At 64.3% G+C, this 26,963-nt stretch carries 25 protein-coding genes; 15 read left to right on the plus strand and 10 right to left on the minus strand.

All coding sequences use genetic code 11. The annotated features are described in order from the left end of the window. Positions 1-19 precede the first annotated feature (19 nt). Complete coding sequence (locus tag HLH35_RS11795) at positions 20-751, plus strand: MarC family protein (RefSeq protein WP_182979317.1); 732 nt, start codon at positions 20-22, stop codon at positions 749-751. A 1-nt stretch (position 752) separates the two neighbouring features. Here the strand turns inward: HLH35_RS11795 and HLH35_RS11800 are convergent, their stop codons facing one another. From HLH35_RS11800 to thpR, 5 genes are all read right to left on the minus strand, one after another. Next, on the minus strand, positions 753-1,358 hold the full coding sequence (locus HLH35_RS11800; protein WP_182979318.1) for a uracil-DNA glycosylase family protein: 606 nt from the start codon (positions 1,356-1,358) through the stop codon (positions 753-755). Next, positions 1,355-2,077, minus strand: coding sequence for an NAD-dependent deacylase (locus HLH35_RS11805; RefSeq protein ID WP_182979319.1), 723 nt, complete (start codon positions 2,075-2,077; stop codon positions 1,355-1,357). The genes HLH35_RS11800 and HLH35_RS11805 overlap by 4 nt, the downstream gene beginning before the upstream one ends. A gap of 91 nt (positions 2,078-2,168) precedes the next feature. Beyond that, positions 2,169-3,566: a c-type cytochrome gene (locus HLH35_RS11810; protein ID WP_182979320.1), complete on the minus strand. Its 1,398-nt coding sequence runs from the start codon at positions 3,564-3,566 to the stop codon at positions 2,169-2,171. Between the two features lie 57 nt (positions 3,567-3,623). Next, positions 3,624-5,831: a PQQ-dependent dehydrogenase, methanol/ethanol family gene (locus HLH35_RS11815; RefSeq protein ID WP_182979321.1), complete on the minus strand. Its 2,208-nt coding sequence runs from the start codon at positions 5,829-5,831 to the stop codon at positions 3,624-3,626. Positions 5,832-6,190: 359 nt separating this feature from the next. Next, positions 6,191-6,733 (minus strand): RNA 2',3'-cyclic phosphodiesterase, encoded by a 543-nt coding sequence (gene thpR, locus HLH35_RS11820; protein WP_182979322.1) that lies wholly within the window; start codon positions 6,731-6,733, stop codon positions 6,191-6,193. 188 nt (positions 6,734-6,921) lie between these two features. Between thpR and HLH35_RS11825 the strand changes: the two genes are divergently transcribed. The 7 genes from HLH35_RS11825 to HLH35_RS11855 all read left to right on the plus strand — a co-directional run bounded on the left by HLH35_RS11825 (position 6,922) and on the right by HLH35_RS11855 (position 13,759). Next, positions 6,922-7,701, plus strand: a complete 780-nt coding sequence (locus HLH35_RS11825) for a Bax inhibitor-1/YccA family protein (protein ID WP_182979323.1) — start codon at positions 6,922-6,924, stop codon at positions 7,699-7,701. Positions 7,702-8,364: 663 nt separating this feature from the next. Next, positions 8,365-9,288, plus strand: coding sequence for a ubiquinol oxidase subunit II (gene cyoA / locus HLH35_RS11830; protein WP_182979324.1), 924 nt, complete (start codon positions 8,365-8,367; stop codon positions 9,286-9,288). A gap of 5 nt (positions 9,289-9,293) precedes the next feature. Beyond that, positions 9,294-11,288 carry a cytochrome o ubiquinol oxidase subunit I gene (gene cyoB / locus HLH35_RS11835; protein ID WP_182979325.1) on the plus strand — a complete coding sequence of 665 codons (1,995 nt, stop codon included), beginning with the start codon at positions 9,294-9,296 and terminating at the stop codon, positions 11,286-11,288. After that, positions 11,288-11,893, plus strand: a complete 606-nt coding sequence (gene cyoC, locus HLH35_RS11840; RefSeq protein WP_182979326.1) for a cytochrome o ubiquinol oxidase subunit III — start codon at positions 11,288-11,290, stop codon at positions 11,891-11,893. The genes cyoB and cyoC overlap by 1 nt, the downstream gene beginning before the upstream one ends. After that, on the plus strand, positions 11,893-12,225 hold the full coding sequence (gene cyoD, locus HLH35_RS11845; RefSeq protein WP_182979327.1) for a cytochrome o ubiquinol oxidase subunit IV: 333 nt from the start codon (positions 11,893-11,895) through the stop codon (positions 12,223-12,225). The genes cyoC and cyoD overlap by 1 nt, the downstream gene beginning before the upstream one ends. 476 nt (positions 12,226-12,701) lie before the next feature. Beyond that, positions 12,702-13,220 carry a hypothetical protein gene (locus HLH35_RS11850; protein WP_182979328.1) on the plus strand — a complete coding sequence of 173 codons (519 nt, stop codon included), beginning with the start codon at positions 12,702-12,704 and terminating at the stop codon, positions 13,218-13,220. A 14-nt stretch (positions 13,221-13,234) separates the two neighbouring features. After that, positions 13,235-13,759, plus strand: a complete 525-nt coding sequence (locus HLH35_RS11855) for a DUF5384 family protein (RefSeq protein WP_182979329.1) — start codon at positions 13,235-13,237, stop codon at positions 13,757-13,759. A gap of 399 nt (positions 13,760-14,158) precedes the next feature. On the opposite strand, the gene fdxA is transcribed toward HLH35_RS11855, so the two are convergent. From fdxA to HLH35_RS11870, 3 genes are all read right to left on the minus strand, one after another. Beyond that, positions 14,159-14,491 carry a ferredoxin FdxA gene (fdxA, locus tag HLH35_RS11860; protein ID WP_012225727.1) on the minus strand — a complete coding sequence of 111 codons (333 nt, stop codon included), beginning with the start codon at positions 14,489-14,491 and terminating at the stop codon, positions 14,159-14,161. Positions 14,492-14,666: 175 nt separating this feature from the next. Continuing rightward, positions 14,667-14,984 (minus strand): RNA-binding S4 domain-containing protein, encoded by a 318-nt coding sequence (locus tag HLH35_RS11865; RefSeq protein WP_182979330.1) that lies wholly within the window; start codon positions 14,982-14,984, stop codon positions 14,667-14,669. After that, positions 14,981-17,626 carry a helicase-related protein gene (locus HLH35_RS11870; protein ID WP_182979331.1) on the minus strand — a complete coding sequence of 882 codons (2,646 nt, stop codon included), beginning with the start codon at positions 17,624-17,626 and terminating at the stop codon, positions 14,981-14,983. Before HLH35_RS11870 ends, HLH35_RS11865 begins: the two co-directional genes overlap by 4 nt. Positions 17,627-17,759: 133 nt before the next feature. Here HLH35_RS11870 and HLH35_RS11875 point away from each other — a divergent pair, with 133 nt between their 5' ends. The 3 genes from HLH35_RS11875 to HLH35_RS11885 all read left to right on the plus strand — a co-directional run bounded on the left by HLH35_RS11875 (position 17,760) and on the right by HLH35_RS11885 (position 20,410). Then, the gene (locus tag HLH35_RS11875; RefSeq protein WP_182979332.1) at positions 17,760-19,184 is read left to right on the plus strand and encodes a leucyl aminopeptidase family protein; all 1,425 of its coding nucleotides are present in this window, start codon (positions 17,760-17,762) and stop codon (positions 19,182-19,184) included. 160 nt (positions 19,185-19,344) lie between these two features. Then, positions 19,345-19,752 (plus strand): MarR family transcriptional regulator, encoded by a 408-nt coding sequence (locus tag HLH35_RS11880; RefSeq protein WP_182948548.1) that lies wholly within the window; start codon positions 19,345-19,347, stop codon positions 19,750-19,752. 199 nt (positions 19,753-19,951) lie between these two features. Next, positions 19,952-20,410, plus strand: a complete 459-nt coding sequence (locus HLH35_RS11885) for a hypothetical protein (RefSeq protein WP_408870121.1) — start codon at positions 19,952-19,954, stop codon at positions 20,408-20,410. A 34-nt stretch (positions 20,411-20,444) separates the two neighbouring features. On the opposite strand, the gene HLH35_RS11890 is transcribed toward HLH35_RS11885, so the two are convergent. Further along, complete coding sequence (locus tag HLH35_RS11890; RefSeq protein ID WP_182979333.1) at positions 20,445-21,476, minus strand: MraY family glycosyltransferase; 1,032 nt, start codon at positions 21,474-21,476, stop codon at positions 20,445-20,447. A 73-nt stretch (positions 21,477-21,549) separates the two neighbouring features. Here HLH35_RS11890 and HLH35_RS11895 point away from each other — a divergent pair, with 73 nt between their 5' ends. From HLH35_RS11895 to HLH35_RS11910, 4 genes are read left to right on the plus strand one after another with little or no spacing between them, the layout of a single operon-like run. Continuing rightward, a complete protein-coding gene (locus HLH35_RS11895; protein WP_246385042.1) occupies positions 21,550-23,541 on the plus strand; it encodes a polysaccharide biosynthesis protein in 1,992 nt (663 codons plus the stop codon). Continuing rightward, on the plus strand, positions 23,538-24,683 hold the full coding sequence (locus HLH35_RS11900) for a DegT/DnrJ/EryC1/StrS family aminotransferase (protein ID WP_182979335.1): 1,146 nt from the start codon (positions 23,538-23,540) through the stop codon (positions 24,681-24,683). The genes HLH35_RS11895 and HLH35_RS11900 overlap by 4 nt, the downstream gene beginning before the upstream one ends. 17 nt (positions 24,684-24,700) lie before the next feature. Then, positions 24,701-25,183: a hypothetical protein gene (locus HLH35_RS11905; protein ID WP_182979336.1), complete on the plus strand. Its 483-nt coding sequence runs from the start codon at positions 24,701-24,703 to the stop codon at positions 25,181-25,183. Beyond that, positions 25,180-25,782, plus strand: coding sequence for an HAD-IA family hydrolase (locus tag HLH35_RS11910; protein ID WP_182979337.1), 603 nt, complete (start codon positions 25,180-25,182; stop codon positions 25,780-25,782). Before HLH35_RS11905 ends, HLH35_RS11910 begins: the two co-directional genes overlap by 4 nt. 15 nt (positions 25,783-25,797) lie before the next feature. Here HLH35_RS11910 and HLH35_RS11915 read toward each other — a convergent pair whose 3' ends face one another. Further along, positions 25,798-26,931: an AI-2E family transporter gene (locus HLH35_RS11915; RefSeq protein ID WP_182979338.1), complete on the minus strand. Its 1,134-nt coding sequence runs from the start codon at positions 26,929-26,931 to the stop codon at positions 25,798-25,800. Positions 26,932-26,963: the final 32 nt, after the last annotated feature.

Consider the following 26,963-nt stretch of genomic DNA (forward strand, 5'->3'; position numbering starts at 1 on the left):
CTCCCTGGAATGCGTTCCGATGTCCCCAGCTCTTCATGCCATTCCTTCCCTCGGCTGGAAGGACGCGCTCTCGGTCTTCAGCAATACGTTCCTGCTGGCGTTTCCCGCCCTGTTTTCGATCGTCAACCCGATCGGTGCCTCCCTGATCTTTTCGCAGGTGACGGCAGGGCGGGAGCGGAGCGAATCCCTGGCGCTGGCCCGGACGGTCGCGTTCTATTCGGCGGGGCTCCTGATCGCCTCGATCTGGGCCGGCAGCGCGATCCTCGCCTTCTTCGGCATCACGGTGGATTCGCTGCGCATCGCCGGCGGGCTGGTGGTCGCCGTTCGTGCCTGGTCATTGCTCCAGGCACCGGAGGAAGCTGCCGCGCGCAAGGAGAAGCAGGCCATGCAGGGCGGGCGAACTGTCGCCGTTCCGAGCTGGACGGAGATGGCCTTCTTCCCGATGACCATGCCGTTCACGGTGGGGCCTGGTTCGATCGCGGTTGCCATTGCCCTGAGCGCCTCGCGGCCGGCATCCCCGGCGTGGCTCGTCTTCTACCTGGCTGTCTCGGTCGCCGCGATCGCGGTGGCCGCCACGGTCTGGCTTGCCTACGCCTATGCCGAGCGGCTGGTCGTGATGCTGGGTGTGACCGGCGCGCGGATCGTCTCGCGCCTGGCTGCGTTGATCCTGTTGTGCATCGGCGTGCAGATCCTCTCGGCCGGGATCGAGGGGCTGGTTGTCACCATCATGCACGCTGCGGCGGCGTCCTGACCTATTTGGGTTCCGCCAGCAGGGGGGCGATGGCGGCGCGCAATGCCGGCAGCACCTCTGCCGCGAACCATGGTGTGCGGCGTTCCCAGGCCCCGGTGCGCCACGAGGGATGCGGCAGCGGGAAATAGCGGGGGAGATAGGCGCGGAAATCGCGCACCCGGTCTTCCACCCGGCCGGGCCCCAGGGCCGCCGCATGGGCGTAGGACCCGACCAGCAGGGTCAGGGTGATATCGGGCATGCAGTCCAGTAGCCGTGCCCGCCACAGCGGGGCGCATTCCGGCCGAGGGGGCCGGTCGCCGCCCTTGGGCAGGCGCCCCGGATAACACAGGCCCATCGGCAGGATGGCGATGCGGCTGGAATCGTAGAAGGTCTCGCGATCCATGCCCAGCCAGCCTCGCAGCCGGTCGCCGGAGGCGTCGTTGAACGAGATCCCGGTTTCATGAACCCGCGTGCCGGGGGCTTGGCTGGCGATCAGCAGGCGGGCGGTGGTCGAGACATGGAGGACGGGCCGTGGCCCCAGCGGCAGGCTGTCGGCACAGACCCGGCACGCCCGTATCTGTGCAACCAGGGAGGCCAGATCCTCCGCCGCCTTGTTCTGCTCCGTCATGATCCCAGGGTTTCGGCCACCCATTGGGGAACCATGCGGGTCGCCGGCCCCACCAGCGTACGGTCGAAGAGGGCGGGGATGGCGGGGGCTTCCAGATTGATGTCCAGCGTGTCGGCATGGTCGCGGACTTCGGCGATGAAGCCGGCTGCTGGATAGACGGTGCCGGATGTGCCGATCGTCACGAAACGGTCGCAGGCGGCCAGGGCTGCCTGGATACGCTCCATATGCATCGGAATCTCCCCGAACCAGACGATATCGGGCCGCAGGGTGGGGCGGTGGCAGGCCGGGCATGGGGTCTGGGGCAGGTAGTCATCCAGCCATTCGGGTGTGGCACCGCAGGACATGCAGCGGAGGCGCCGCAATTCGCCATGCATATGCACGACATTGCGGCTGCCCGCGCGTTCGTGCAGGTCGTCGATATTCTGGGTGACGATCAGGATCTCGCCATCCCAGCGCCCGTCGCGTGCGGCCTGTTCCAGGTACGCCAGCGCCCGATGGGCGGCGTTGGGTTCGACATGCGCCAGTTCCGCGCGTCGCCCGTTATAGAAGCGGCTGACCAGCATCGGGTCCCGCTGGAACCCTTCCGGGGTGCAGACATCGTTGATGTCATGCCGGCTCCACAGGCCGTCGGCATCGCGAAACGTCTCCAGGCCCGATTCCCGGCTGATGCCGGCGCCGGTCAGGACGACGATGCGCTCTGCTGGATGAGGCTGGGTCATCGCCTCTCTATGCCCGATCGCGGCGCATAAGAAAACCGCCGCGGGGAGGCCCCGCGGCGGCTGAACAGAGACCTGGCTGGTCGGGGCGCGATTACTGCGCCTGATCCACCCCGGCGTGGGTCTGCGGGGCGAAGGTCCAGCCTGCGCCGTAAGGCTGCGGGTGCAGAAGCAGCCAGCTGCTGCTCGGTGCGCCGAAGCCGACGCCCGCGACCGCGGCACCGGTGTCACGCAGCTTGGCGACATCGGCCGCCGTCACGTTCGCCGGGGCGTGGTTGCCCCATCCGGTACGGATGAAGTTGACCACATCCGCGATCTGCTGGGCCGACAGGGTCTTGCCATAGCCCGGCATGGCCACGGCCGACGGTGCCCAGTTGGTCGGCGGCAGCACGCCACCATGCACGACCACATTGACCAGCGAGGTCGGGTTTTCCGTCACCACCACCGGGTTGCCGGCCAGCGGCGGGAACATGCGGGCCACGCCGCCGCCATCGTTGCGGTGGCAGATGGCGCATTCACGCAGATAGACGTCCGCGCCGGGCGATGACGCGGTCTTGCCCGCGTTCAGCATGTCGGCGGTCGAGGCGTCATACGTGTAGCTGCCCTGTGACGGCGGAACCGGCGGCAGGCTCTTCAGGTATTTCGCCATCGCGTGCAGATCGTCGTCGGTGAAATACTGGGTGCTCCAGCCCACCACGTCGGCCATGCCGCCGAACACGGCGGAATGGTCGATACGGCCAGTCTTCAGGAAGTAGTACAGGTCGTCCTCTGACCATCTGCCGATGCCGACCACCGGGTCGTTCCGCAGACTGGGGGCCACCCAGTTGTCGATCGGCGCACCGCCGGCCAGGAAGACCGCGCCGCCGGTGGCATCGAGCGCCTTTTCCTGCATCGCGAAGCCGCGCGGGGTATGGCAGGCGCCGCAATGGCCCGGACCGGTGACCAGATATTCACCGCGTGCCACGACCGGATCGGTGCCGGCAGCCGGCTTGAAATCGGCCGGCGCCGGGGCGAACAGGGTCCGCCAGATCGCCAGCGGCCAGCGCATGGACATGGGCCACGAAATCTCGTTGGCCTTGTTGGGCTGCGCCACCGGCTTCACGCCATGCATGAAATACGCATAGAGCGCGCGCATGTCGTCCTGCGTCATGCGCGCGAAGGCCGGATAGGGCATGGCCGGGTAGAGCGTCGAGCCGTCCTTGCGGATGCCGTGGCGGACCGCCTGGTCGAATTCCTCGAAACTATAGCCGCCGATACCGTCGGAGCTGGGCGTGATGTTGGTCGAGTAGATCGTCCCGATCGGGCTCTTGATCTCAAGACCGCCGGCATAGGCCTGCCCGTGCAGGGCGGTATGGCAGGCCACGCAGTCACCCAGGCGGGCGACATAGGCACCCTTGTCGACCAGCGCCTGATCCGGCGCCTGAGCCATTGCGGCCGTGGCAAGGAGGCTGAACGCCGCCGTGCCGATCGCAACCTTAAGCCTGTTGAGCATTCTGTTCACCATGCGTCGCGTTGATGCGGAAAAAACGGAAGATCGAGCGGAAGCGTCTCATTGAGCGGGAATGCCTTCCGCGTTCTTCCGGGCATCAACCTCCCTCTGGTAGGTTTCATTGGCGCGCTTCAGCAGGAACTGCCGGATGTCCTCGATCTGCGCGGGGGACATCGAGGAATCGAAGCGGTCCATGCCGTAGGCCGTCAGCGCGCCGCGACCGACCACGTTGTAGAACGCGTCCTGGTGGCGGATCGCCCCGGACCAGCGCAGGTCGGGCAGAACGCCGCCGGCTTCGCCATTGTCGCCATGGCAGGCCGCGCAATAGGTCTGGAATTCGAAATAGCCGTTATCGGTTCGCTTCTGGTCGAACTCGGCGGGCGGCTTGACCGGCAGGAAGCCCTTGTCGTTCTGCGGCGGCAGCTTGGCGTTGCCGTCCAGCGAGAAGGCGATGACGCGGGAATGGTTGACGGTCCAGCCGCCGGTACGCGCAAGCCCGCCCAGGAAGAACGGATAGATGCCGCCCCAGCCCACTTCGACGGCGACATACTGCTTGCCGTTCGCCAGATAGGTCACCGGCGGGGCGATGATGCCGCTCTGCGCCGCGAAGCTGAACAGGTCGGTGCCGTTCGTCGCGTCGTAGGCGTGGAATTCGCCGTTTGCCAGGCCCTGGAACAGAAGGTCGCCGCCGGTGGCCACGATGCCGCCGTTCCACGGCCCCTTGTGGTCGACGCGGAAGGCTTCCTGCTGCTTGAGCGGATCCCAGGCGACGATCCAGCCCTTCAGGTCCTTGATGAAGGCGTCCTTGGCGTCCTGCTTGTCGAGAATGCCGACCTTGTTCATGTCCAGGCCGAGATTCCAGCTGTCGGGATGGGCCTTGAAGCCGCCGACCTGGTTCGAATACAGGAACGGAACCTGCTGCGCGGGGATATAGACCAGGCCGGTGCGGGGGCTGAAGGCCATCGCCGCGAAATTGTGGCCGCCCAGATCGCCCGGGATGCCGTACCAATCCTTGCCGTTCAGGGTGTAGAGCGCGTCGGGATTATAGATCGGGCGACCGGTCTTCGGGTCCAGGCCGCTGGCCCAGTTCACGTAGACATAGTTCTTGCCCGACAGGAATTCGCCGGTCTTGGCGTCGATGACGTAGAAGAAGCCGTTCTTGGGCGCATGGACGATGACGTGCCGCATCTGACCGTTGATCGGCAGGTCGAGGGTCATGATCTGCTGGACCGAGGTGAAATCCCACTGGTCCATCGGCGTTTCCTGGAAGTGCCAGACATACTCGCCGGTATCGGGCTTGATCGCGACGATGCTGCCCAGGAACAGATTGTCGCCCTTGCCTTCGGAGCGGTACTTGTAGTTCCAGGGAGAACCGTTGCCCACGCCCAGATAGACCAGATCGGTCACCGGGTCATAGACGATCGAATCCCACACGGTGCCGCCGCCGCCCTGCTTGGTCCAGGCGCCGGTCGGGCTCCAGGTCTGGTAGGCCTTGTTCATCAGCACGCTGTCCGAGGCCGCGTTGTCCGGCTTGTTCTCGGGATTCGGCACGGTGAAGAAGCGCCAATCCAGCTTGCCCGTCTCGGCGTCGAAGGCGGAGACGAAGCCGCGGGCGCCGAATTCCGAACCGCCATTGCCGATGATGACCCGGCCCCGGGCGATACGCGGCGCGCCGTCGACCGTGTAGGAACGCTGATTGCCGAGCGCGCCTTCGGTGGGGATGGTGTTGACGCTCCAGACCAGCTTGCCGGTCTTGGCATCCAGCGCGATCAGGCGGCCGTCGAACGTGCCGAAATAGACCTTGCCGTTCCAATAAGCCGCACCGCGGTTGACGGTGTCGCAGCAGCCCTTGTCGGCGATGTTGCCGGGCACGCGCGGGTCATAGGCCCACAGCAGCTTGCCCGTGGCCGCATCGAGGGCCTTCATCTTGCTCCAGTTCGTCGTCGCGTACATGACGCCGTCGACCACCAGCGGCGTGCCTTCCTGGCCGCGATTGGTATCCAGATCGTAATACCAGGCCAGCTTCAGGTTGCCGACGTTGGAGCGGTTGATCTGGTCGAGCGGGCTGTAGCGCTGCTCGGAATAGGTACGACCGTATGTCATCCAGTCGCCCGGATGGTCATCGGCATGGATGATCGCTTCTCCGGTATCGCCTGAAGCTGGGTCAGCCGCAACGGCGGCATAGCCGCACAGAGTGACGGCGCATATCGTTCCGGCGGCAAGCGTTCCTCGCAGAGAACGTCCTTTCCGGAAAGCAGCTCGCATCATGTCCGATGTCCTCGTGACAATAAAAAAACAACCCGACGGCCCCGGTCCCGGACCGGGAAAAATCAGGCCCAGTGCGACCATACTGATGCTGTAAATTCAGTCTTCTGACGATTTTGTGTTTTTCGGGCGAAGGACTGAGGCTGGGCGGCACCGTTGATCGTTGCAGACCCTGCCATGCAACAGCATGATATGTCTCATTATATTGATTTCACGTCATTTTTCAATGCGCAGATCAGGTATGCGTGATACATGGTCAGCCGGTGGGCGAAACATTAATATGCATTAATGTAATTAAATATATGCGCCATGTGAATGGATTACGTTCATAGTTTTGTGAGGAGAGACGATTCGCACTTCCATCATCCCGCCAGATCGTATTCGGCCAGACTCTCGTAAATCGGCTCGTCCGGACCCCGCAGGGACCGGAAGAGGGTCAGGCGCGGGATGTCGACCGGCTGGAGGGGGAGGGTGGACCATCGGGCCAGCCAGGGAGCCAGCATGTCCGGCGACGGGGTCGCGATCGTGCCGATCGTGACATGAGGCACAAAGCGCCTTCGTTCGACCGCCAGGCCGGCGGCGCGGCGCATGGCCGTATCCACCTTGCGATGCAGGTGCAGCAGTGCCGGGCTGCGCTCGATCCCGATCCACAGGGTCTGCCGGCCGCCATCCTGCTCGAAAATGCCTGGCGCGGTGGGCTGCAGGCGAACGGAGGGGGCGCGGATCGCCGACAGGGCCATGTCGATATCCTCCAGCCGGTCGCGGCCCGAGACCTCGCCGATGAAGCGGAGCGTGACATGATAGGTGGCGGGATCGACCCACCGGACGCCGGCGAGGCTGCCGCGCATGGCCGCGATCGCTTCGCGGAGCGGCGATCCGATGTCGAGGGCGATGAAGAGTCTCACTGTCGTGCCTCGTGCGGGAAGGTTTTCGCGATTCCGTCCATTGCCTTATAGTATACTGGTCGTTGTGGGGGCGGCTCTGTTGCAGAAAAGTCATCCGGAAGCGAGATGATTTTCCTTGAAATATCGCCCGTTCCCCCCACATCTCTGACATGTTGCGTCCGGAATTGCCCGGACAAAGGAAGGATGTCATGGCTTTCAGCCCGGATTTTCGAACAATGTCCCGACCCGCTGGCACCGGGGTCGGCGCTGGAGTCATCGACCAGGGGCTGCGTGCCTATATGCTCCGGGTCTATAACTGGATGGCTTCGGGCCTGGTACTGACCGGGCTTGTGGCCTATCTGGTCGCCAATACCAGCCTGCGCGCCGCGTTCTTCGCTGCTGTGATGACGCCCAACGGGGTGGCCGTGCGGCCGACCGGACTGGGCATGCTGGCGATGATCGCGCCGCTGGGCTTTGTGCTGGTCATGTCGCTGGGGGTGAACCGTCTGTCGCGGCAGACGGTGCAGATGCTGTTCTGGGCGTTCTGTGCAGTGATGGGCGCCAGCCTGTCCAGCATTCTGCTGACCTTCACCGGGGTATCGGTGGTGCGCGTCTTCTTCGTCACGGCCGGCACATTCTCGGCGATGTCGATCTGGGGATATGTCACGAAGACCGACCTGACGCGCTTCGGCTCGTTCCTGATCATGGGCCTGTTCGGGCTGGTGATCGCGGGGCTGGTGAACATGTTCCTGCACAGTTCGATGGTCTATATGCTGTACAGCATCGTCGGCGTGTTCATCTTCATCGGCCTGACCGCCTTCGATACCCAGCGGATCAAGATGACCTATCAGCAGGTTGCCTATTATGACGGGCCGGACGGTGCGGCCAAGCGCGCGGTCTATGATGCCCTGGCGCTGTATCTGAACTTCATCAACCTCTTCCAGTTCCTGCTGCAGTTCATGGGTGTGCGCAGCAACCAGGATAATTGAGGGCGCGCGCGAATCCGCCTTTCGATGTCTTGGCCGGAAATCAGGCCCCGCCTCACGGCGGGGCCTTTTTTTTATCCTGTGGCCGAAGGTGGGAGAAAAACGGACCGGGCCCGCGAACGGTGTGGAAATTCGGCTAAAATAAGACTTATTCTTCCATGGAAAGAGTGCGATGACGTGTATGTGATGTTGGGCATGTCAGATTACCACATTGAAATAAAACGATTTAATTTGGATACTTTGGCGTATTCGAAATAATCTGAAACATTATGTGAAGGCTTGCTTGTGAGGTCCATCCAGTCGGATAAGGCGGTAAGAGAACTATGAACGAAAGGATAGCTGCGCAGACAGGACGCTCGAAGCACGCGGCGGCACATGAGGCGCCAGTTCGGCCCTGCGGGATGGAAAAGAGGCTTGACCGTTCCGATCCTTGATCAAGATCAAGGCCAAGAAGCCGGCGGCTAATCATGACGGGATCGATCCGGCGAAGGCCTCCTATTCCGAGAGGGAGGTAGACGGCGGTTTGATATCAACGGATGTAACATACGGCGAGAGACCCGCACCGGGATTCGCGGCAGACGTGAAACATGGCCGTTGTTGCTTTGGGGGCCCGTGAACGAAGCGAGCATATGAGCAAGGGTGATGTCGAAACCAACGAGGCGTGAGATGAAGAAAAAAATCTTGCCAAGATTATCGAGTTTATTGTGTTTGTCCTCAGCGTTCCTCTTGGCGGGATGTGACTGGGCACTGCTCGACCCGAAGGGCACCGTGGGTGTCCAGGAGAAGAGCCTGATCCTGACCTCGACCTATGCGATGCTGCTTGTGGTCATACCGGTCATCGTTCTGACGCTGCTGTTCGCGTGGCAGTACCGCCAGTCGAACACGAGTGCCGAATACCTGCCGAAATGGTCGCACTCGAACAAGATCGAAGTCGTGATCTGGGTGGTTCCGTCCCTGATCATTCTCTTCCTGGCAGTGCTGACCTACCAGACCTGTCATTCTCTGGACCCCTACCGTCCGCTCGAAGAAGAAGCCAACGTGAAGCCGATTCACGTCGAGGTTGTCGCGCTGGACTGGAAGTGGCTGTTCATCTACCCCGACGAGGGGATTGCCACGGTCAACCAGGTGGCCTTTCCGGTGAATACGCCGGTCGACTTCCGGATCACCTCCGATGCGGTGATGAACTCGTTCTTCATTCCGCAGCTTGGCTCGCAGATCTATGCCATGGCCGGCATGCAGACGCAGCTGCACCTGGTGGCCAATACCGCCGGCAACTATCTCGGCGAGTCCGCGAACTTCAGCGGCCGGGGCTTCTCCGACATGCGCTTCCGCGCGCTGGCGCTGAGCAACGACGACTACGCCGCCTGGATCCAGAAGGTGAAGGCAGCGTCCGAGCAGCTCGACAATTCGAACTATCCCAAGCTGGCCGCGCCCAGCGAGGCGAATCCGGTCGAGTATTTCTCGCATGCCGAACCCGGCCTCTTCGACCAGATCGTGGCCAAGTACAACAATGGCATGGTCATGGATAAGAGCACGGGCAAGATGTTGCATGTGCAGTCCGCGATGTCCGACATGAATATGAAGGAATAGGACCGATGTTAGGAAAATTAAGCTGGTCGGATATTCCGATCGATGTGCCTATCCTTGTTGGTACCTTTGCCGGTGCCGCGATCGCCGGTCTGGCGGTGCTTGGGCTCATCACCTATTACGGCAAATGGGGCTATCTCTGGAAAGAGTGGCTGACCTCGGTCGACCATAAGCGTCTGGGCGTGATGTATATCGTGCTGGCGCTGGTTGCCCTGTTCCGTGGCTTCGCGGACGCCATCATGATGCGCTCGCAGCTCGCGCTGGCCTATGCCGGCAATCCGGGCTACCTGCCACCGCATCACTACGACCAGATCTTCTCGGCCCACGGCACCATCATGATCTTCTTCATGGCGATGGCGTTCATGACCGGGCTGATGAACGTGATCGTGCCGCTGCAGATCGGCGCGCGCGACGTGGCCTTCCCCTTCCTGAACTCGCTCAGCTTCTGGATGACGACCATCAGCTTCGTGCTGATCAACGTGTCGCTGTTCATCGGTGAGTTCTCGCAGTGCGGCTGGCTGGCCTATCCGCCGCTGTCCGAGCAGCAGTTCAGTCCTGGTGTCGGTGTCGACTACTATATCTGGGCGGTTCAGCTTTCGGGCGTCGGCACACTGCTGACCGGTGTGAACTTCTTCACCACCATCGTGAAGATGCGGGCCCCGGGCATGACGTTCATGAAGATGCCGGTGTTCACCTGGACCATCTTCTGCACCAGCGTGCTGATCATGCTCTCGTTCCCGATCCTGACTGTGGCCCTGGGCCTGCTGGGTCTGGACCGTTACCTCGGCATGCACTTCTTCACCAATGACGGTGGCGGCAACCAGATGCTGTATCTGAGCGTCATCTGGGGTTGGGGGCATCCGGAAGTCTACATTCTGGTTCTGCCGGCCTTCGGTGCGTTCTCGGAAATCACGCAGACCTTCTCGCGCAAGCCGCTGTTCGGCTACAACACCATGGTCTATGCGACCTGCTCGATCATGGTCCTGTCGATGGTGGTGTGGCTCCATCACTTCTTCACCATGGGTGCCGGCGCCAACGTCAATACGTTCTTCGGCATCATGACGATGATCATCGCGATCCCGACGGGCGTGAAGATCTTCAACTGGCTGTTCACCATGTATAAGGGCCGCGTCGAGTTCCACGCGACCATGTACTGGGTGATCGGCTTCATGATCACCTTCACCATCGGTGGCATGACCGGCGTCATGCTGGCCATCCCGGCTGCCGACTTCGTGCTGCACAACTCGCTGTTCGTTATCGCCCACTTCCACAACGTCATCATCGGCGGTGTGTATTTCGGCTATGTTGCGGCGATGAACTTCTGGTTCCCCAAGGCTTTCGGCTTCAAGCTGAACGAAGCGTGGGGCAAGCGGGCGTTCTGGCTGTGGTTCGTCGGCTTCTACTTCGCGTTCATGCCGCTCTATGTTCTGGGCTTCGAGGGCATGACCCGTCGTATGAACCATTACGACAATCCGGAATGGTATCCGTGGCTGCTGGTTGCCGAAGCCGGCGCCGTGATGATTGCCCTGGGCATCGTCTGCCAGCTGACGCAGCTCTATGTCTCGATCCGTGACCGCAACCTGGCCGAAAACCGCGATCTGACGGGCGATCCGTGGAACGCGCGCACGCTGGAATGGTCGACCTCCTCGCCCCCGCCGTTCTACAACTTCGCGGTTGTTCCGGTGGTGCATGACCTGGATGCGTTCGCCCACGACAAGGAGGCCGGCATCGATACCCGTGCCGCCGGTTCGAACTACCAGCCGATCCATATGCCGAAGAACACCGCCGCGGGCTTCTTCATCGGCATGTTCAGCCTGATCCTCGGCTTCGCCGCGGTGTGGTGGATCTGGTGGCTGGCGGCCGTTGGCCTGATCGGTGTCATCGCGACCGTGATCGCGCGGAGCAGCAACAACGATGTCGACTACTATGTGCCGGCGTCCGAGGTTGCCCGTATCGAGAACGAGCATACCCGTAACCTTCTGGCGGCACAGGCGGCGGAATAATGGCGCACGATATCACTGCTGATGCGGCCCACGCCCACGAGGAACACCACGAATCTCCCGTGGTGTTCGGGTTCTGGCTGTATCTGATGACCGACTGCATCATCTTCGGAACGCTGTTCGCGGTGTTCGCTGTGATGCGTAACCAGTTTGCCGGTGGTCCCACCGGCAAGGACATCTTCGATCTGAACGGGGTCGGGATCGAGACGGCGCTGCTGCTGCTCAGCTCGATCACCTACGGTTTCGGGATGATCAGCGCGCACCAGAACAAGCTGGGCGCGCTGCGGGGCTGGCTCGGGGTGACCTTCATCCTGGGCCTGGGCTTCCTGTTCATGGAGCTCCGCGAGTTCTCGCACATGATTGCGGAAGGCAATGGACCGGATCGCAGCGCGTTCCTGTCGGCCTTCTTCACCCTGGTCGGGACCCACGGTCTGCACGTGACCTGCGGCCTGCTGTGGATGGCGGTTCTGATCGTCCAGACGGGTGGGAAGACCGTCCTGTCCGAGCGCATGACGAACAAGCTGACCTGCCTCAGCCTGTTCTGGCACTTTCTGGACATCGTCTGGATCTGTGTCTTCACCTTTGTCTATCTGATGAGTGTGATCTGATGGCTGACGCGCATACGGACCATTCGGGAGCGAGCCACGGAAGTGTAGGGTCTTACCTTACCGGGTTCGTCATCTCTGTCCTGCTGACGGTTGCCGCCTTCGGTGTCGTGATGGCACACAGCTTCTCGCCCTCCGGGACGATTGCTGCCATTGCGGTGCTGGCTGCGGTGCAGATCGTGGTTCATCTGGTGTTCTTCCTGCATATGAACACGTCTTCGGAGCAGCGCTGGAACGTGATGGCGTTTGTCTTCACCGTCCTGACGGTCTTTATCCTGATCGTCGGCACGCTGTTCATCATGCATGACACCTCGATCAACATGATGTCGCGCTGATATCCGCCTTCCCGGGTGCCGCAAGGCGCCCGGACCGGCTGGATGCCAGACATGAAAAAGGCCGGTGAGGGAAACCTCACCGGCCTTTTTCATGTCCGTGCCGGAAGTGTTGGATTCAGTTCAAATGAGGCCAAGTGGTGTGGCGGCACGAGCGAATCTGGGATTGCTCGCTGAGAAGCGGTTGCATGCTGGCCACGCGGATAAATGACGGACAAATTCGGTCAGGAAAACTTCTCTGCCGCCATCATCTATGAGGTTCTCGCATCACAAAGGATCAGAACCGATGCCGCTCGCCATTCCGTACACGATTTAGGGATTATTCTTTTCGTATAACTCTCTACTTGGGGCGCACGTTTATGACGCAATTTTGCCCCATTTTTGCCTTCTTTACAAAATGAAACAAAAATGCTTAATCGCTATTTGGGAATGATTTCTTTCGAATAGCGGCATTCCCGGATGCGATGAGAGATGTATATATGAGAAATTCAAGAATTTTCGTTTCTTGTGCTTTAGCTGCGCCATTGGTCCTGTCCGCTTGTGCGACGCCTGGTGACGAGAACAGAGCCGACACTTACAATGCGGCTCAAGTCAACCAACGGCAGTTGGCTCATGTGATCAATATTCTTGCTGTAATGCCTGCCCGGGTCCAGGTCAGCAATGCGCAAAACCAACGCACTGCGCAGATCGTGGGGGGACTATTGGGCGCCGGTCTTGGTGCCGGCCTCGGCGCGGGTGTAGCGCATTCGACCACAGCTGGGGTGCTGGGCGGCCTGGGTGGCGGCGGCGCCGGCGCGGCCGCCGGGTCTCTCGTTCCCGGGCAGACTCTGGTCGATGGCGTTTCGATTACGTATCAGGACGGCAATCAGACCTTCAGCTCCGCTCAAGTCGGACGTTTGTGTGAATACGTGCCGGGCAAGGCTGTCATGATTCAAGGGAGCCCAACCGAAACCCGCGTTCAGCCCAACCATGAGTGCCCTCCGCCGCAGAAATCATGATCTGAGGAAATGTAATGAAACGGGTTGCCTTACTCGCGTTTCTTGCCCTGCCGTGCTCCGGTTTCGCGCAGAGCCTTACCGACCAGATTAATGCGGTTTCCGCCGCGCAGGATCAAAATGAGGCGGCGGCACGTCAGGCTTGGGCAGCACAGCAGGCGGAATTGCGGCGTCAGGAGCAGGCGCAGGCCGCTAGGGTTCAGGAGGCTCGGCGTCAGGCTGAAGCCGTTGCGGCTGCTCGGCGTGTCAAGTTGGAGGCGCGTGAGGCCAAGGATGAGGCCTACGCGGACAAGCTGCGGGAACTGGACCTCCAGAGCCGGGAACTGGATCTTCAGGCGAAAAAGACGGATGTCTCTCGTGAAAACGACATCATCAACAGCACGCTGAAGCAGAAGGACGCCACAACTGATCTGACGCAATCCCAGGCTGATGCGAACAGGAATGTTTCGCAGGGTGCGAAGGTGTTGATGGAGAAAAATGGCGCCAAAGCCGAATTGGAGGGCCAGGCTGCCGTGAAGAAGGAATCGGGCTGGTTCCATTAGTCCAGGGTCCGATGCACCCTAGTTTTTGGGCGTCGCTCTATTTCGCAGTTCTGATTAACATTCAGCCCGTTCAGGTGGGATCATCTGAACGGGCTTTCTATTCGCATTCGAGATCGTACAATGTGTCGGCCTTGTCGATCATAGTGACGAGACCCAGAGGCCGGGCTGTCGCATTCCACGGCCGCACGCAGCGAGAAAACAAGAATAATCGCCAGTGCTGCCTGCGGATATGCAGCATGGGGCCGTGGGTGGATGCGCCGGTCGAATTGGTCATGAGCAGGACCAGTAACTGCATCTTGAGGCAGATTCGCTCTTCACCGCACGGGATGTCGCCGAAACGCTGAATCTGCCTCGCAATACCGTCTGATCTCTACCGGTTGGAGACCATAATCCTTGATATCAGTCCTTGTGCGGCTCCGGCGACAGGAGGTCCTTCTTGCCGGGCTTGTCCTTCCATTCCTCGGCGTCGGCGGGGGCAGTGCCCTTGCGCGTGATGTTGGGCCATTTGGCGGAATAGCTGGCATTGATCTCGGCCCAGGCGGCAGCGCGGTCGTCGCTGTCGGGAACGATGGCTTCAGCCGGGCATTCCGGTTCGCACACACCGCAATCGATGCACTCGTCGGGGTTGATGACCAGGAAGTTCTCGCCGGCATAGAAGCAATCGACCGGGCACACCTCGACACAGTCCATGAACTTGCAGCGAATGCAGTTTTCGGTGACCACGTAGGTCATCGTTCATCTCCGATTATCTGTAGCTGCGATAACGTCGATCGACGACATCATCAGCCTTGGGGCCTGCGAGGTGCCGCCAACGGGAGCCTCGCCTATGATGGGCGTTGGTATGAAAGTCTTTTGAAGCCATGGCAAGTCAAAGACGCCATGCCGGCCTGTCGGGGCGCGGCGACGGTCAGTCCACGGGCGACAGGGCCCGCTCCGGCACGATCTCGTAGAGCAGGCGGGCCACCGTTGCCGGGCCGCGCCGCTGTGCCAGCGACACGATCCGCAGCACCATCACGCCGTCGCCGGTCGGGGGTGGCAAGGTCAGGATATCGCCCGGGCGTACCAGCGCATGGGCCTTTTCGGTCCGCTGCCGGTTGATCCGCACCAGGCCGGCCTGGGCCATGCGGGCGCAGTCGGGCCGGCTGCGGGCAAAGCGCGCGCACCACAGCCAGCTATCGAGCCTCTGTGTCGCGGCTTCATCCGGGGCGGTGCGCTCGCGGCTCATCGGCGCGGGGATTTCAGCACGGCCAGCGCCGCGAACGGGCCCTCCGGGACGGGATGCGGGGCCCGGGGGGGGATGGGGCGGGTGGGTTTTGCTGCCTGGCCCTTCGCCTTTCCGGACGGGCGGGGTGGGCCGTCATGGGGGGCGGGAACCGTCCGGTGCCGTTGGCGGCGTCGCGCATCCTGCGTCACCGCCAGCATGGCCGGGGCGGCCGGACCGTATTCGCTGGCGCCCAGTGGGCGGGCGGCGCGGACGGGAATGTCCAGAGCCTTGAGGATGGCCGCCACCATTTCCGGCCTGACGCCCAGGCGGGACGGCAATCCGTCGGGCAGGGGCACTGGGCCGTTGCGGGCCCGCCAGCGCAGTTCGCCGGACAGTTTCTCGGCAATATCGAGGCGCAGGCGCACCGGGCCGGCGGCGATCCACCCCAACTGCGCCAGGATGGCGTCATGCGGGCCGTCGGCCGGGACCGAGACCGCGCCGGGGGGCGGAAGGTCGGGCAGTTTTCGCCCGGCGCGCGCCGCTAGCAGGATCGCGCGCAGGCGCATGGCATGGGGCCGCAGCAGGGCGGGCATCAGCACCGCATGCCGGCCGATGCGCACGCCCAGATCCTTGAGGCGGGCACGGAGGGCAGGGGGCACGGACAGGCTGTCGGCCACTACGCCGCCCTGTTCTTCCAGCCGATGCAGGATGCCGCGCAGCGTCGGGTCCGCCTCCACGGCGGCGCGGGCGGCGAACAGGGGGGCCATCGCCTCGCGCACCTGGCGGTCCAGCCATTGTGCCAGATGGGCCCGGATGCGTTCCTTCTGCGCGCCGTCGAGAAAGGAATTGTCCATGACGTCGATGCGCGGCCGGAGCAGATGGTCGCCGCCGCGCAGACGCGCGATCATGCCGCCATCCCATTCGACGAACCGTCCATCGGCCGAAAACGCGAAGGCGTCGTCCGGCGCCTGCGTAAGTGTCTGGACGCGTCGGGGGATCTCGGTCCGCAGGGCACGGCGCGCGGCGCGCAGCAGCAGGCGCTGCTCGGGCAGGGCGGAGGCGGAATCCGCTACCAGGTCCAGGCCCGCCACCCGGCCCACCGGATGGCCTTCCACCACGACCTCGCCCTGGGCGGTGACGGCGGAAAGCAGATCTTCCTCGGCGGATTCGTCCAGGCGGCGGATCAGGGAGGCGGCGCGGCGATCGACGAAGCGGGCGGTCAGCCGCTCGTGCAGTGCGTCCGACAACTGGTCCTCGACCGCGCGGGTGCGTTCCTGCCAGTGGGGGGCGTTGCGCACCCAGTCCCGGCGGGCGGCGATATAGGCGCAGACGCGGATGCCCGAGAGGCGGTGCATGAGGGAATCGATATCGCCGTCGATCCGGGTGAAGCCCGCGATCTGCGCCTCCATCCAGGATTCGGGCACATGCTGGTCGCGCACGACATGGGTGAAGATCCGCGCGCAGAGCCTGGTGTGGCTCTCGTCGCCCAGCTTGCGGAAATCGGGGATCTGGCAGGCCTCCCATAGCAGCCGGGTGGCGCGGGACGAGCGGACGAGATTGCGGATATCCGGCACTGCCGCCAGGCTGCTGAGGGTCAGCACGTCGGTCGCCTCGTTGCCGGCGGTCAGTCCCACCAAGGGCGGGGGGCGGCTCAGGCTGGCCAGCAGGGCCTCGGGATTGGAGAAATCCAGATCGCTGTTGCGCCAGAACAGGCGCTCGATCGGATCGAAACGGTGGGTTTCGACTGCCTCGACGACTTCCTCCGACAAAGGGGGGCAGGTGCCGGCGGTGCCGAAGGTGCCGTCGCGCATGCCGCGTCCGGCCCGGCCGGCGATCTGGGCGATTTCGGCGGGGAAGAGCCGCCGGGCCCGCATGCCGTCGAATTTCGACAGGCCGGCGAAGGCGACATGGTTGACGTCCATGTTCAGGCCCATGCCGATCGCGTCGGTCGCGACCAGGTAATCGACCTCGCGTTCCTGATACAGCGCGACCTGCGCGTTGCGCGTGCGCGGGGAGAGCTGCCCCATGACGACGGCGCAGCCCCCGCGCCGGCGCCGGATCAGCTCGGCGATCGCATAGACTTCGGTCGCCGAGAAGGCGACGATCGCGGAGCGGGGGGGCAGGCGGGTGAGCTTGCAGGCGCCCAGATGCGTGAGGCTGGAGAGGCGGGGGCGGGTGTCGATCTCGATCCCCGGCACCAGGCGGCGCAGCAGCGGGCGGATTGTTTCCGCCCCCAGGAACATGGTTTCCACCATGCCGCGGGCATGCAGCAGCCGGTCGGTAAAGATATGGCCCCGGTCGGGATCGGCGCAGAGCTGGATCTCGTCGACCGCGACGAATTCCGCGCGCTGGTCCAGCGGCATGGCCTCGACGGTACAGGAGAACCAGCGGGCGTTGGGCGGGACGATCTTTTCCTCGCCCGTGATCAGCGCGACCGCGCCGGCACCTTTCGCGGCGACCATGCGCTCGTAATTCTCGCGGGCCAGCAGGCGCAGGGGAAAGCCGATGATGCCGCTGGAATGGGCCAGCAGCCGCTCGATGGCCAAGTGGGTCTTGCCCGTATTGGTCGGGCCGAGGACGGCCCTGATTCTCCTGGCATTCGCAGGATGGAGAGCGTGTCGCGCGGCACTGGGGGACCCGGCCCCCGAGGATGCACCCATCATGGTGCCATGCTCAGATGACCCCGGACGGATTGCAAGCAAAACCCGCGTCACGATTGTAGAATAAGGTACTGACCGGTTGCGTTGCCTGCGTACTGGACGCACGCTGGGGGTGTTCGGATCGCGGAGGCCGCTGATGTCCATTGAAGAATTCCCCTGCCTGTTACCGTCCACACGGGGGCGACGCAGTGGCGTCCGCGTGGTCCATGCGATCACCCAGGCCGATCTCGGGACCCTGGCGGAACGAGTCGGTGAGTCGGGTGCTGCCTTCCTTCGCGATTCGGGTTTTCGGGGGCAGGTCGGGGAACTGGGGCTGGTGCCGGGCAAGGATGGTGTGGGCGCGGCGGTGCTGGGCGTACGGGCGGGGCCCGACCCGTTTCAGTTCGGCACGCTGGCGAGCAGTCTGCCGGCGGGGGCGTGGAAGATCGCGCTGCCTGATGGTATTGCCCCCGACACGGCGGTTCTGGGGTTCTGCGTCGGGGCTTATCGCATGCCCGCGTTCGGTCGTGCGGCCTCGCCAGACCGGGATATTGCGCGCCTGGTCGTGCCGGCGGGCGGTGCGGCGGGGGCGGAGGTCGCGCATGCGATCCGGCTGGGGCGTGACCTGATCAATGCGCCGCCCAACCTGATGGGGCCGGCCGAACTGGCCGACGCCGCCCGCACCCTGCTGGAACCGCTGGGCGCGCGGCTGGAGATCGTGAAGGGGAGGAAGCTGGCGCGGGCCTATCCGACCGTGGCCCATGTCGGGGCCGGGTCGGCGCGCGCCCCGAAAGTGGTCGTGGCCCGCTGGGAGGGCAGCCGGGCCGGCCCGAAGGCGCCGTTGCTGTCGCTGGTCGGCAAGGGCGTGTGCTTCGACACCGGTGGCTATGACATCAAGCCGGCGGCCGGGATGCTGCGCATGAAGAAGGACATGGGCGGGGCTGCCGTCATGCTGGCCCTGGCCCGGCTGGTGATGGTGCGGGACCTGCCCATCCGCCTGGAGCTTCGCCTGGGATGCATCGAAAACAGCATCTCGGGCACCGCCATGCGTCCGTCGGATGTCGTGGTCACGCGGTCAGGGCAGACGGTGGAGATCGGCAATACGGATGCTGAAGGCCGGCTGGTGCTGTGCGACCTGCTGACCGAAGCCGGCGATGCGGACCCGGACCTGCTGATCGACGCCGCCACCCTGACCGGCGCCGCTCGGGTGGCGCTGGGGCCGGACTTGCCGGCTCTGTTCAGCAATGACGATCGGGTCGCGCAGGCGATTCTGGAGGCCGGAGAGGGATGCGGCGACCCGCTGTGGCGCCTGCCGCTATGGGATGATTATGCCTCGTGGCTGCGGAGTCCGGTGGCCGATATGAACAATGTGTCGGCAAAACCCATGGCCGGATCGCTTACGGCGGCCCTCTTTTTAAAAAAATTCATCAAAACAGGCGTGCGCTGGGCACATATCGATCTGTATGCATGGAACGATCATTACCGTTCCGGACGGCCGGAAGGAGGGGAAATCCCGGTTTTGCGGGCTGTGTACGCAGCTTTGTTGCCGATCCTTCATGCAAGGGACAGCGCGCAATCGTGAAATAATGACAAGGATCGAACTATCCCCGTTGCACGGGCTTATATCTGCCGCATTCTGAAACTATATACGGTTCTGGAATGACCGTCGGCCCTGAGCGGGAACGCTGGCGGCAAAACTTTTTGGGGGCGTTGCCGACCTCCTCGGGAAAGGCTTTTTCACTATGGCTCAGAACTCATCGACCACTGACCAGTTGGTCAACACCCTGCGCGACACCATCGTTGCCATGGTGCGCCGTGACGGGCCCGATCTGTCGGCCCGCCAGCTTGGCGTCTTCCTCACCTGCTATCTCGAGGAAGGGGCGCATACCGTCCGTGGCCTCGCGGCGGCGCTGAACGTGTCCAAGCCCGCCATCACCCGTGCCCTCGACCGGCTCGGCGAACTGGATCTGGCCCGCCGCAAGGTGGACCCGATGGATCGCCGTTCGGTGCTGGTGCAGCGCACGCTGAAGGGCTCGGCCTATCTGCGCGAACTGCGTTCGATCATGGGTGAGGCCGCTGGCGTGCCGGCGACCGGGCGCACGGCCAAGATCGTGCGCGAAGAGCGCGCGCCGCGCCGCGCCGCCGGCTGAATTCGGCGGGACGGCTGCCCGTCCGGGCAGCCGTCATTTCCATTCTGGAAGACGACAGACCGATCGGACGAGCGGGCCGATAGCCAGGTGTGACCGATGGTCCGCCCGCGGCGTGCCTGCGCGCGCCCATAGGGGTGCCGATTCCCCATGCACGTCGATTCAGCCGATCGGGACAGACCGAAGGAGAAAGATCATGCATATGGCATCGCGTTTCGTTGCCGTGGCCGCTCTTGCCGTTCCGTTTCTGATGACGTCCCTTCCGGGCCCGGTGACCGCCCGTGCCGCCGATGAACTGGGTACGCCCGTCGGGCATATCCGGTTGGTTGCCAAATCCGCCGATGTCGGCGTCGGCTGGACATGGGGCAGGGGAAAGCTGACCTACGGCCACCATACCTACTCTTTCACGATCAAGGGCGGGTCGATCGCGGCGGTTGGATATTCGGAGATCGAAGGCACGGGCACCGTCTATAACTTGAAGAACCTGCACGATTTCAACGGCACCTATGTCGCCGGCAATGGTGAGGCGACGCTGGTTAGCGGTGTGGGCGGCAGCCTGCTGCACAATGGCAATGGCGTGACGATCAAGATCGATACGATCTCGAAGGGCGCGCGGCTGGCTGGCGCCGCTCAGGGGCTGGAACTGACGCTGACCAACTGATCGGCTCTTCGGCCGCCGACCTCCGATTCGCCGCTTAGGCGATCCGGGTCGGTGGCCGCACGCGCCGTTCGACGACGGCGCTCCACAGCAATTGCGGCAGCAGGGCGGCCATCAGGCCTGCCGCTACCCCCATGATATCGTGCAGGACGGCGTATGCCGCCATTCCTCCCCACAGGACGAACGACCAGTGGACAAGAGTGACGGCAACCGGCGAGAGGCCGCTCTGTGTCGCACGCTGGTATAGATGCTCGCGATGGCCTTCCATCAGGCGGGCACCGTTCCGCCAGCGACGGACAAGCGTATACAGGACATCGTAGATCAGTCCGCCCAGCAGCATGGGAACCACGTACCATGCGGTCATGCCGGGGTGGCTTGCGCAGGTCAGCGCGAATGCGCCCACCAGAAGCCCGCAGGGCTGGCTGCCGACATCGCCCATGAAGATGCGGGCCGATGGAAAATTGAACGGCAGGAAGCCTGCCAGCGCCGCCGCCAGCAGAAGGGCCATGCCCCCGAGGGGCGTGCCTGCCGCCAGGGTGCCGAGGAGGAGGCAGGCCAGCATGACGGACCCCGATACCAGCCCGTTCAGCCCGTCCATGAAGTTGACCGCATTGGTCGTGAAAACCAGGGCCGAAATCGCCAGGACCCACCAGGCTGGAAAGGCCAGGGGCGTGGGCAACATGGCGGAAAGGCCGGGGGGGGGCGGCAGTGTCATGGCCACCAGGATAGCTGCCCCGATCTGCGCCCCCAGTTTGACGAGGGGTGGCCATTGATAGACATCGTCCAGCCAGGAAATCGCGCCCAGCAGGAGTGTCGCGGCCAGCAGGGCGGCGACGGGCAAGTCCAGCGGCGTCATGCCATGGAGCATGCGCCCGACGGGCACCGCCAATACGAATGCCCCCACGATGCCGATGCCCCCGCCCTTGGGCGTGGGCCTTGTGTGGGAACTGCGATGTCCCGGATGGTCCATGACGCCCAGGCGGATCGTCGCCGCGACGACGAGGCCGGCGGTGATCCAGGTGGCGAACAGCAGGAACGGGAAGGCCAGGGTCGGGAAGGGGGCGATCACGACCGGCTGCCGCGATGTTTTGTCGTCATGGCTTCTTCTAGCATGGAATGGGCTGGGCTATATGGTCGGGATAATGGCCTCGCAACGTCCTGACCCCGACGAGCCCGCCGACTGGCGGCGTCCGGTCAACCGAATCGCCGTCAACGTGATGTTGGATGGAGGGCTTGCCGCGCTCTCGGCTCCGCTGGCCCGCTGGCTGGCCGACCCTGGGGGCGGCCTGCTGCATCCGCTGTGGTTCATCGCGGGTGGCGCGATCACGCTGGTGCTCAGCAGCCTACCATTCCGCGTCCAGCAGCAATATTGGCGCTTTTCCGGGGTGGACGACCTGCTGGGAATTGCCGGGGCGTCGGCGGCGAGCGCCATCCTGTTCTCGTTGGGCCTCTATGTCACCGGCTTTCCGATTCCCACCCCGGCCTTTCCGTTCATCCATGCCCTGGTGCTGCTGGTGTCGCTGGGCGGTCTGCGGATCGTCTACCGCCTGTCCTGCCGGCATGCGACGCGGCGGTATCCGTCCTGCCAGGTAGTGCTGATCGGGTCCGATCAGTCCGCCGACCTGTTCATCCGCGCCATCGAGCGCGCGCCGCATTCGGCGTTCCGGGTTGCGGGCATCGTGACCGGAGGGCGGCGGCAGACGGGGCGCAGAATCCATGGCGTGCCCATTCTGGGCCATGTGCGGACCATGGACGACATCCTGGACCGCGCCCGTGGCGGGAGGGACTGGCCCGACCTGCTGATTGTGACCGATGCCGAATTCCGGGGTGAGGAACTGGCGCGGGTCCTGACATCGGCCGAGCAGCGGGGCCTGTCCGTCCAGCGGGCGCCGAACCTGACCGAATTGACCCCGGCCACGCGCCTGGAACTGCGGCCGATCGCGATCGAGGACCTGCTGAACCGGCCGCAGGTGGATCTGGACCGGGAGGGGATGGCGGCCCTGCTGGGGGGGCGCACGATCCTGGTGACGGGGGCCGGCGGGTCGATCGGGTCGGAGCTGGCCCGGCAGATCGCGGGATATGCGCCCGGGCATCTGCTGTTGCTGGACCATGGGGAGTTTGCCCTGTGGCAGATCGACCTGGAACTGTCCGAACGGGCGCCCGCCATCCGGCGCGAGGCGATCCTGGCCGATATCCGTGATCGCGACCGGATGGAGGAGATCTGCGCCCTCTATCGGCCGGAACTGGTCTTTCATGCCGCGGCTCTGAAGCATGTGCCGATGGTCGAGGCCAACCCGTGCGAGGGCGTGCTGACCAATGTGATCGGAACCCGCGTGGTGGCCGATGCGGCGGCGCGCAACGGGGCGCTGGCCCTGGTCATGGTCTCGACCGACAAGGCGGTGAACCCGTCCAGCCTGATGGGGGCGTCCAAGCGCGCGGCCGAGATGTATTGCCAGGCGCTGGATGTCGAGGCCCGAAGCGGGGGCGGCAACGCCATGCGCTGCGTGACCGTGCGATTCGGCAATGTGCTGGGGTCGACGGGATCGGTCGTGCCGCTGTTTCGCCGTCAGTTGGAGCGGGGGGGCCCGCTGACCGTTACCCATCCGGACATGCAGCGTTATTTCATGACGGTGTCCGAAGCCGTGGGGCTGGTCCTGCAGGCCAGCGTGCGCGGCACGATCCGCGACCAGGCCGGAAGCGGGACGGACACACTGCTGCGCAATGGCGGGATTTTCGTGCTGGACATGGGCAAGCCGGTCAAGATCGTCGATCTGGCGCGGCAGATGATCCGTCTGGCCGGGCTGCGTCCGCAGATCGACGTGCCGATCCATTTCACCGGCCTGCGTCCCGGCGAAAAACTGTTCGAAGAACTGTTCCATGGGCGCGAGGCCCCGGCGCCGACCGATCATCCGGGCCTGCGCATGGCGACGCCGCGCATCGTGGACAGCCATGCGGTGGGGCTGGTCATCGACCGGCTGGCGGCGACCTGCCACAGCGGCGATGCGCCTTCGGTCCTTGCGCTGATCAAGGGTCTCGTTCCCGAATTCGCCCATAACCCGACAGGCGATCTGCACGATACGATGGCGGAACCGACCCCGGAGCCGACTGACGCCGAAAGGACGATGCATCCATGACTGCCCCGCTTTCCGACAGCCTTCCGCCCATCGCGTTTCTCGACCTGCCGGCGCAGCAGGCGCGGCTGGGCGATGCGATCCGGCGGCGGGTCGACACGGTAATGGCTCATTGCCGGTTCGTGATGGGGCCGGAAGTGGCGGAACTGGAACAGGCCCTGGCGGCCTATGCCGGCGCGGGCGAATGCGTCGGCGTGTCCTCCGGCACCGATGCGATCCAGATCGTGATGATGGCCGAGGGCATGGGGCCGGGGGATGCCGTCTTCCTGCCGGCCTTTACCTATACGGCAACGGCGGAGGTGCCGCTGCTATTGAATGCGACGCCGGTGTTCGTCGATGTCGATCCCCGGACTTTCCAGATCGACCCGGCCAGCCTGGAGCAGCGAATTGACCAAGTGCGCGCCGCCGGGCGGTTGCGCCCGCGGGCGATCGTGGGGGTCGATCTGTTCGGCCAGCCGGCGCCCTGGCCCGAATTGCGGGCGATCGCGGAGCGCGAGGGGCTGTTCCTGATGGATGATTGCGCCCAGTCGTTCGGCGGGGCGCTGTCGGGGCGCAAGCTGGGGTGCGAGGCCACGGCGACGACCCTGTCCTTCTTCCCGTCCAAGCCGCTGGGCGGCTATGGCGATGGCGGCGCGATCCTGACCGACGACCCGGAGCGGGCGGAGCTGTACCGCTCGCTGCGCACCCATGGCGAAGGCAAGACGCGGTACGAAGTGCTGCGTACGGGCATGAACGGGCGGCTCGATACGATCCAGGCGGCGATCCTGCTGGCGAAGCTGGAAGGGTTCGACGACGAGCTGGCGCGGCGCGAGGCGATCGCGCGGGCCTATGATCTGGGCCTGGAGGGGGCCGTCGTTACGCCGGCACGGGTGGCGGACGCGCAGAGCGCGTGGGCGGTCTATGCCGTGCTGACCGAAAGCGAGGCCGCCCGCACGGCCTTGCAGGATCGGCTGAAGGCGCATGGCGTGCCCTCGGCCATCTATTATCCGCGCCCGCTCCACCTTCAGCCCGCATATCAGGGCCATCATGACGGAACGGCGTTGCCTGTTGCCGAAGATCTGGCTTGCCGTATTCTTGCCCTGCCCATCCACCCCGAACTGACGGATGCGGAGGTCGCGCGCATTGTCGCGGCTGTTCGCGGATAAACGAGAAAGACATTGGCATGAGACGGGAAACAGCGCTGCTTCTGGGATTCCTGGGGGTCACGGTCGGAACAACGGCCGTGCTGTGGTCCTTCGCGATGCCGAATTTCAAGCCGCTGGCCATTCCCGAGATGACATCGGGGGTGATCAGTGTGGGGCCGATGCGCCAGCAGCGTGCGCTGTCGGCGGCGGAAATCCATACGCTCAATGACTGGCTGCAACATCATCGCGCCGTCTGGGGGCCGCTGGGACAGACGCCGCCTTCATCGGGCGATGCCACCATCACCCTGACGGCAAACCGGCCGGCCGGGCCGGACGGCAAGCCCGTCCCCTACAGCATGACGCTGTGGACCGGTATCAGCGCCGCCGACTGGAACGATACGGTGTTCCTGGAGGACCGGCCGGGTGCCGTGATCCGTGTTCATCAGTTCTCCGAAGGCGATTTCGCGCCGCTGCGCCAGCTTGTGGACCAGCATCCCTACGAGCGGACCGCCTTTCCGTGATTGCCGTCCCGGCGCATGCGACGGCGCTGATCTTCGATTGCGACGGCACACTGGTCGATACGTTGCCGCTCTATCTGCGGGCGTGGCTGGCCGCGCTGCAGTCGGAGGCGGCGCATGAGGTGGCGCCGGAATGGTTCCATGGCCGGGGCGGTCTTTCGGAACATATGGTGCTGGACCTGATGGAGGCGGAACTGGGGCGCTCGCTGGATCGTCCCGCCATCGTCCGTGCCGCCCGGCGGAATGTGCTCTCCGCAATGGCCGACCTACGGGAAATCGCCGTGGTGGCGGACCTGGCCCGCCGGTATCGGGGCACGCTGCCGATGGCGGTGGCGTCCAGCGGTTCGCGCGAGATTGTGCTTGCGTCGCTGACCCGCACCGGATTGCTGGACCTGTTCGATACGGTCGTGACCATCGACGATGTGGCGCGCCCCAAGCCGGCCCCCGACCTGTTTCTGGAGGCCGCGCGCCGGCTCGGCGCCGCGCCCGATGGCTGCCTGGTGCTGGAGGATAGCGCCGAAGGGCTGGCGGCGGCCGGTCATGCCGGCATGCAGGGGGTGGATATCCGCCCGTATATCCGGCCGGTTACCGACCGGCTATGAACGCGTCGACCGGGTTCAGACCCGGTCGGACTCGTCGAGCGGCGGGCTGGCGCGGTCCATCACGGCCAGCAGAGCCGCCGTCAGCGGCGAGGCCAGGATCAGTCCCGGCAGGCCGAGAATGGTGCCGAACACGGTCTGCGACAGGATGGTCACGCCGGGCGGCATCTGCACCGCATGGCGCTGGATCAGCGGCGCCATGACATTGCCCTCAAAGAACTGGATGGCGGTATAGAGCCCCAGCACCATCAGCCCCTCGCGCGTGCCGACCGACAGGCCCAGCAGGATGGCGGGAATCGCGCCGATGAAGGCCCCGATATAGGGAATGAAATTTGCCAGGCCGGCGACGACGCCCAGCGCCAGCGCCAGCGGCACGCCGATGAACCACAGGCCGAGTGCGGACAGCAGGCCGACGACGAACATATCCAGCGCCTGGCCGGCGGTCCAGGCCCATAATGTGCGCCCCGCCACCAGCAGCAGTTCGCGCGCGGTCGGGCGGTGCGCCGTGGGGAACAGGCGCAGCAGGCCGTTGACGTACAGCGCGGGAGAAAGGGCGAAATACAGGCCGGCGATCAGGATCACCGCCAGCGTGCCGACGGCACCGAATGCCGAGGAGAGGACGCCGGTCATCGACCCGGCGATGCGTGAGCCCATGCCTTCGCCACCGCTGCCGCCGGTCTGGGTGCCGCCCAGCGCCTGGGGCAGATAGTCCAGCAGCGTGCGCCCGAACTCGCTGGTGCCCAGTTGTGCCCGCACCGCATAGGCCTGCGTGGTCAGCGCCACGCGCAGGCGTGTCGCCTGTTCGGCGATCGTGGGACCGCTGCTCCAGATCAGGCCGGCGAAGGCGGCTAGCAGGATCACGACGACCAGGGTGAGCGCCAGCCAGTAGGGCAATCTGATCCATCGCTGGGCCAGTAGCGCCAGGTTGTGAAGGATGACCGCCAGCAATGTCGCGGCGAAGACGACCATCAGCACGGGACCGAGCAGCCAGATCGACAGGATCACGGCCGTCAGCAGGATCGTCTTCTGGAGCAGGGCGTGGATCTTGGCCAGTTGGATGGCACGCGGATCGGCGGGAGGCGTTTCGTGCCGGGATTCGCGCTTCTCGATCGAGGCGGCTGGCTTGGAGTCGGTCACGGCGATGGGGGGCATGGCGTTTCCGCTTTGTGGTCGGCAGGAGGATT

The organism is Gluconacetobacter asukensis (assembly GCF_014174375.1).
GTDB classification, from domain to species: domain Bacteria; phylum Pseudomonadota; class Alphaproteobacteria; order Acetobacterales; family Acetobacteraceae; genus Gluconacetobacter; species Gluconacetobacter asukensis.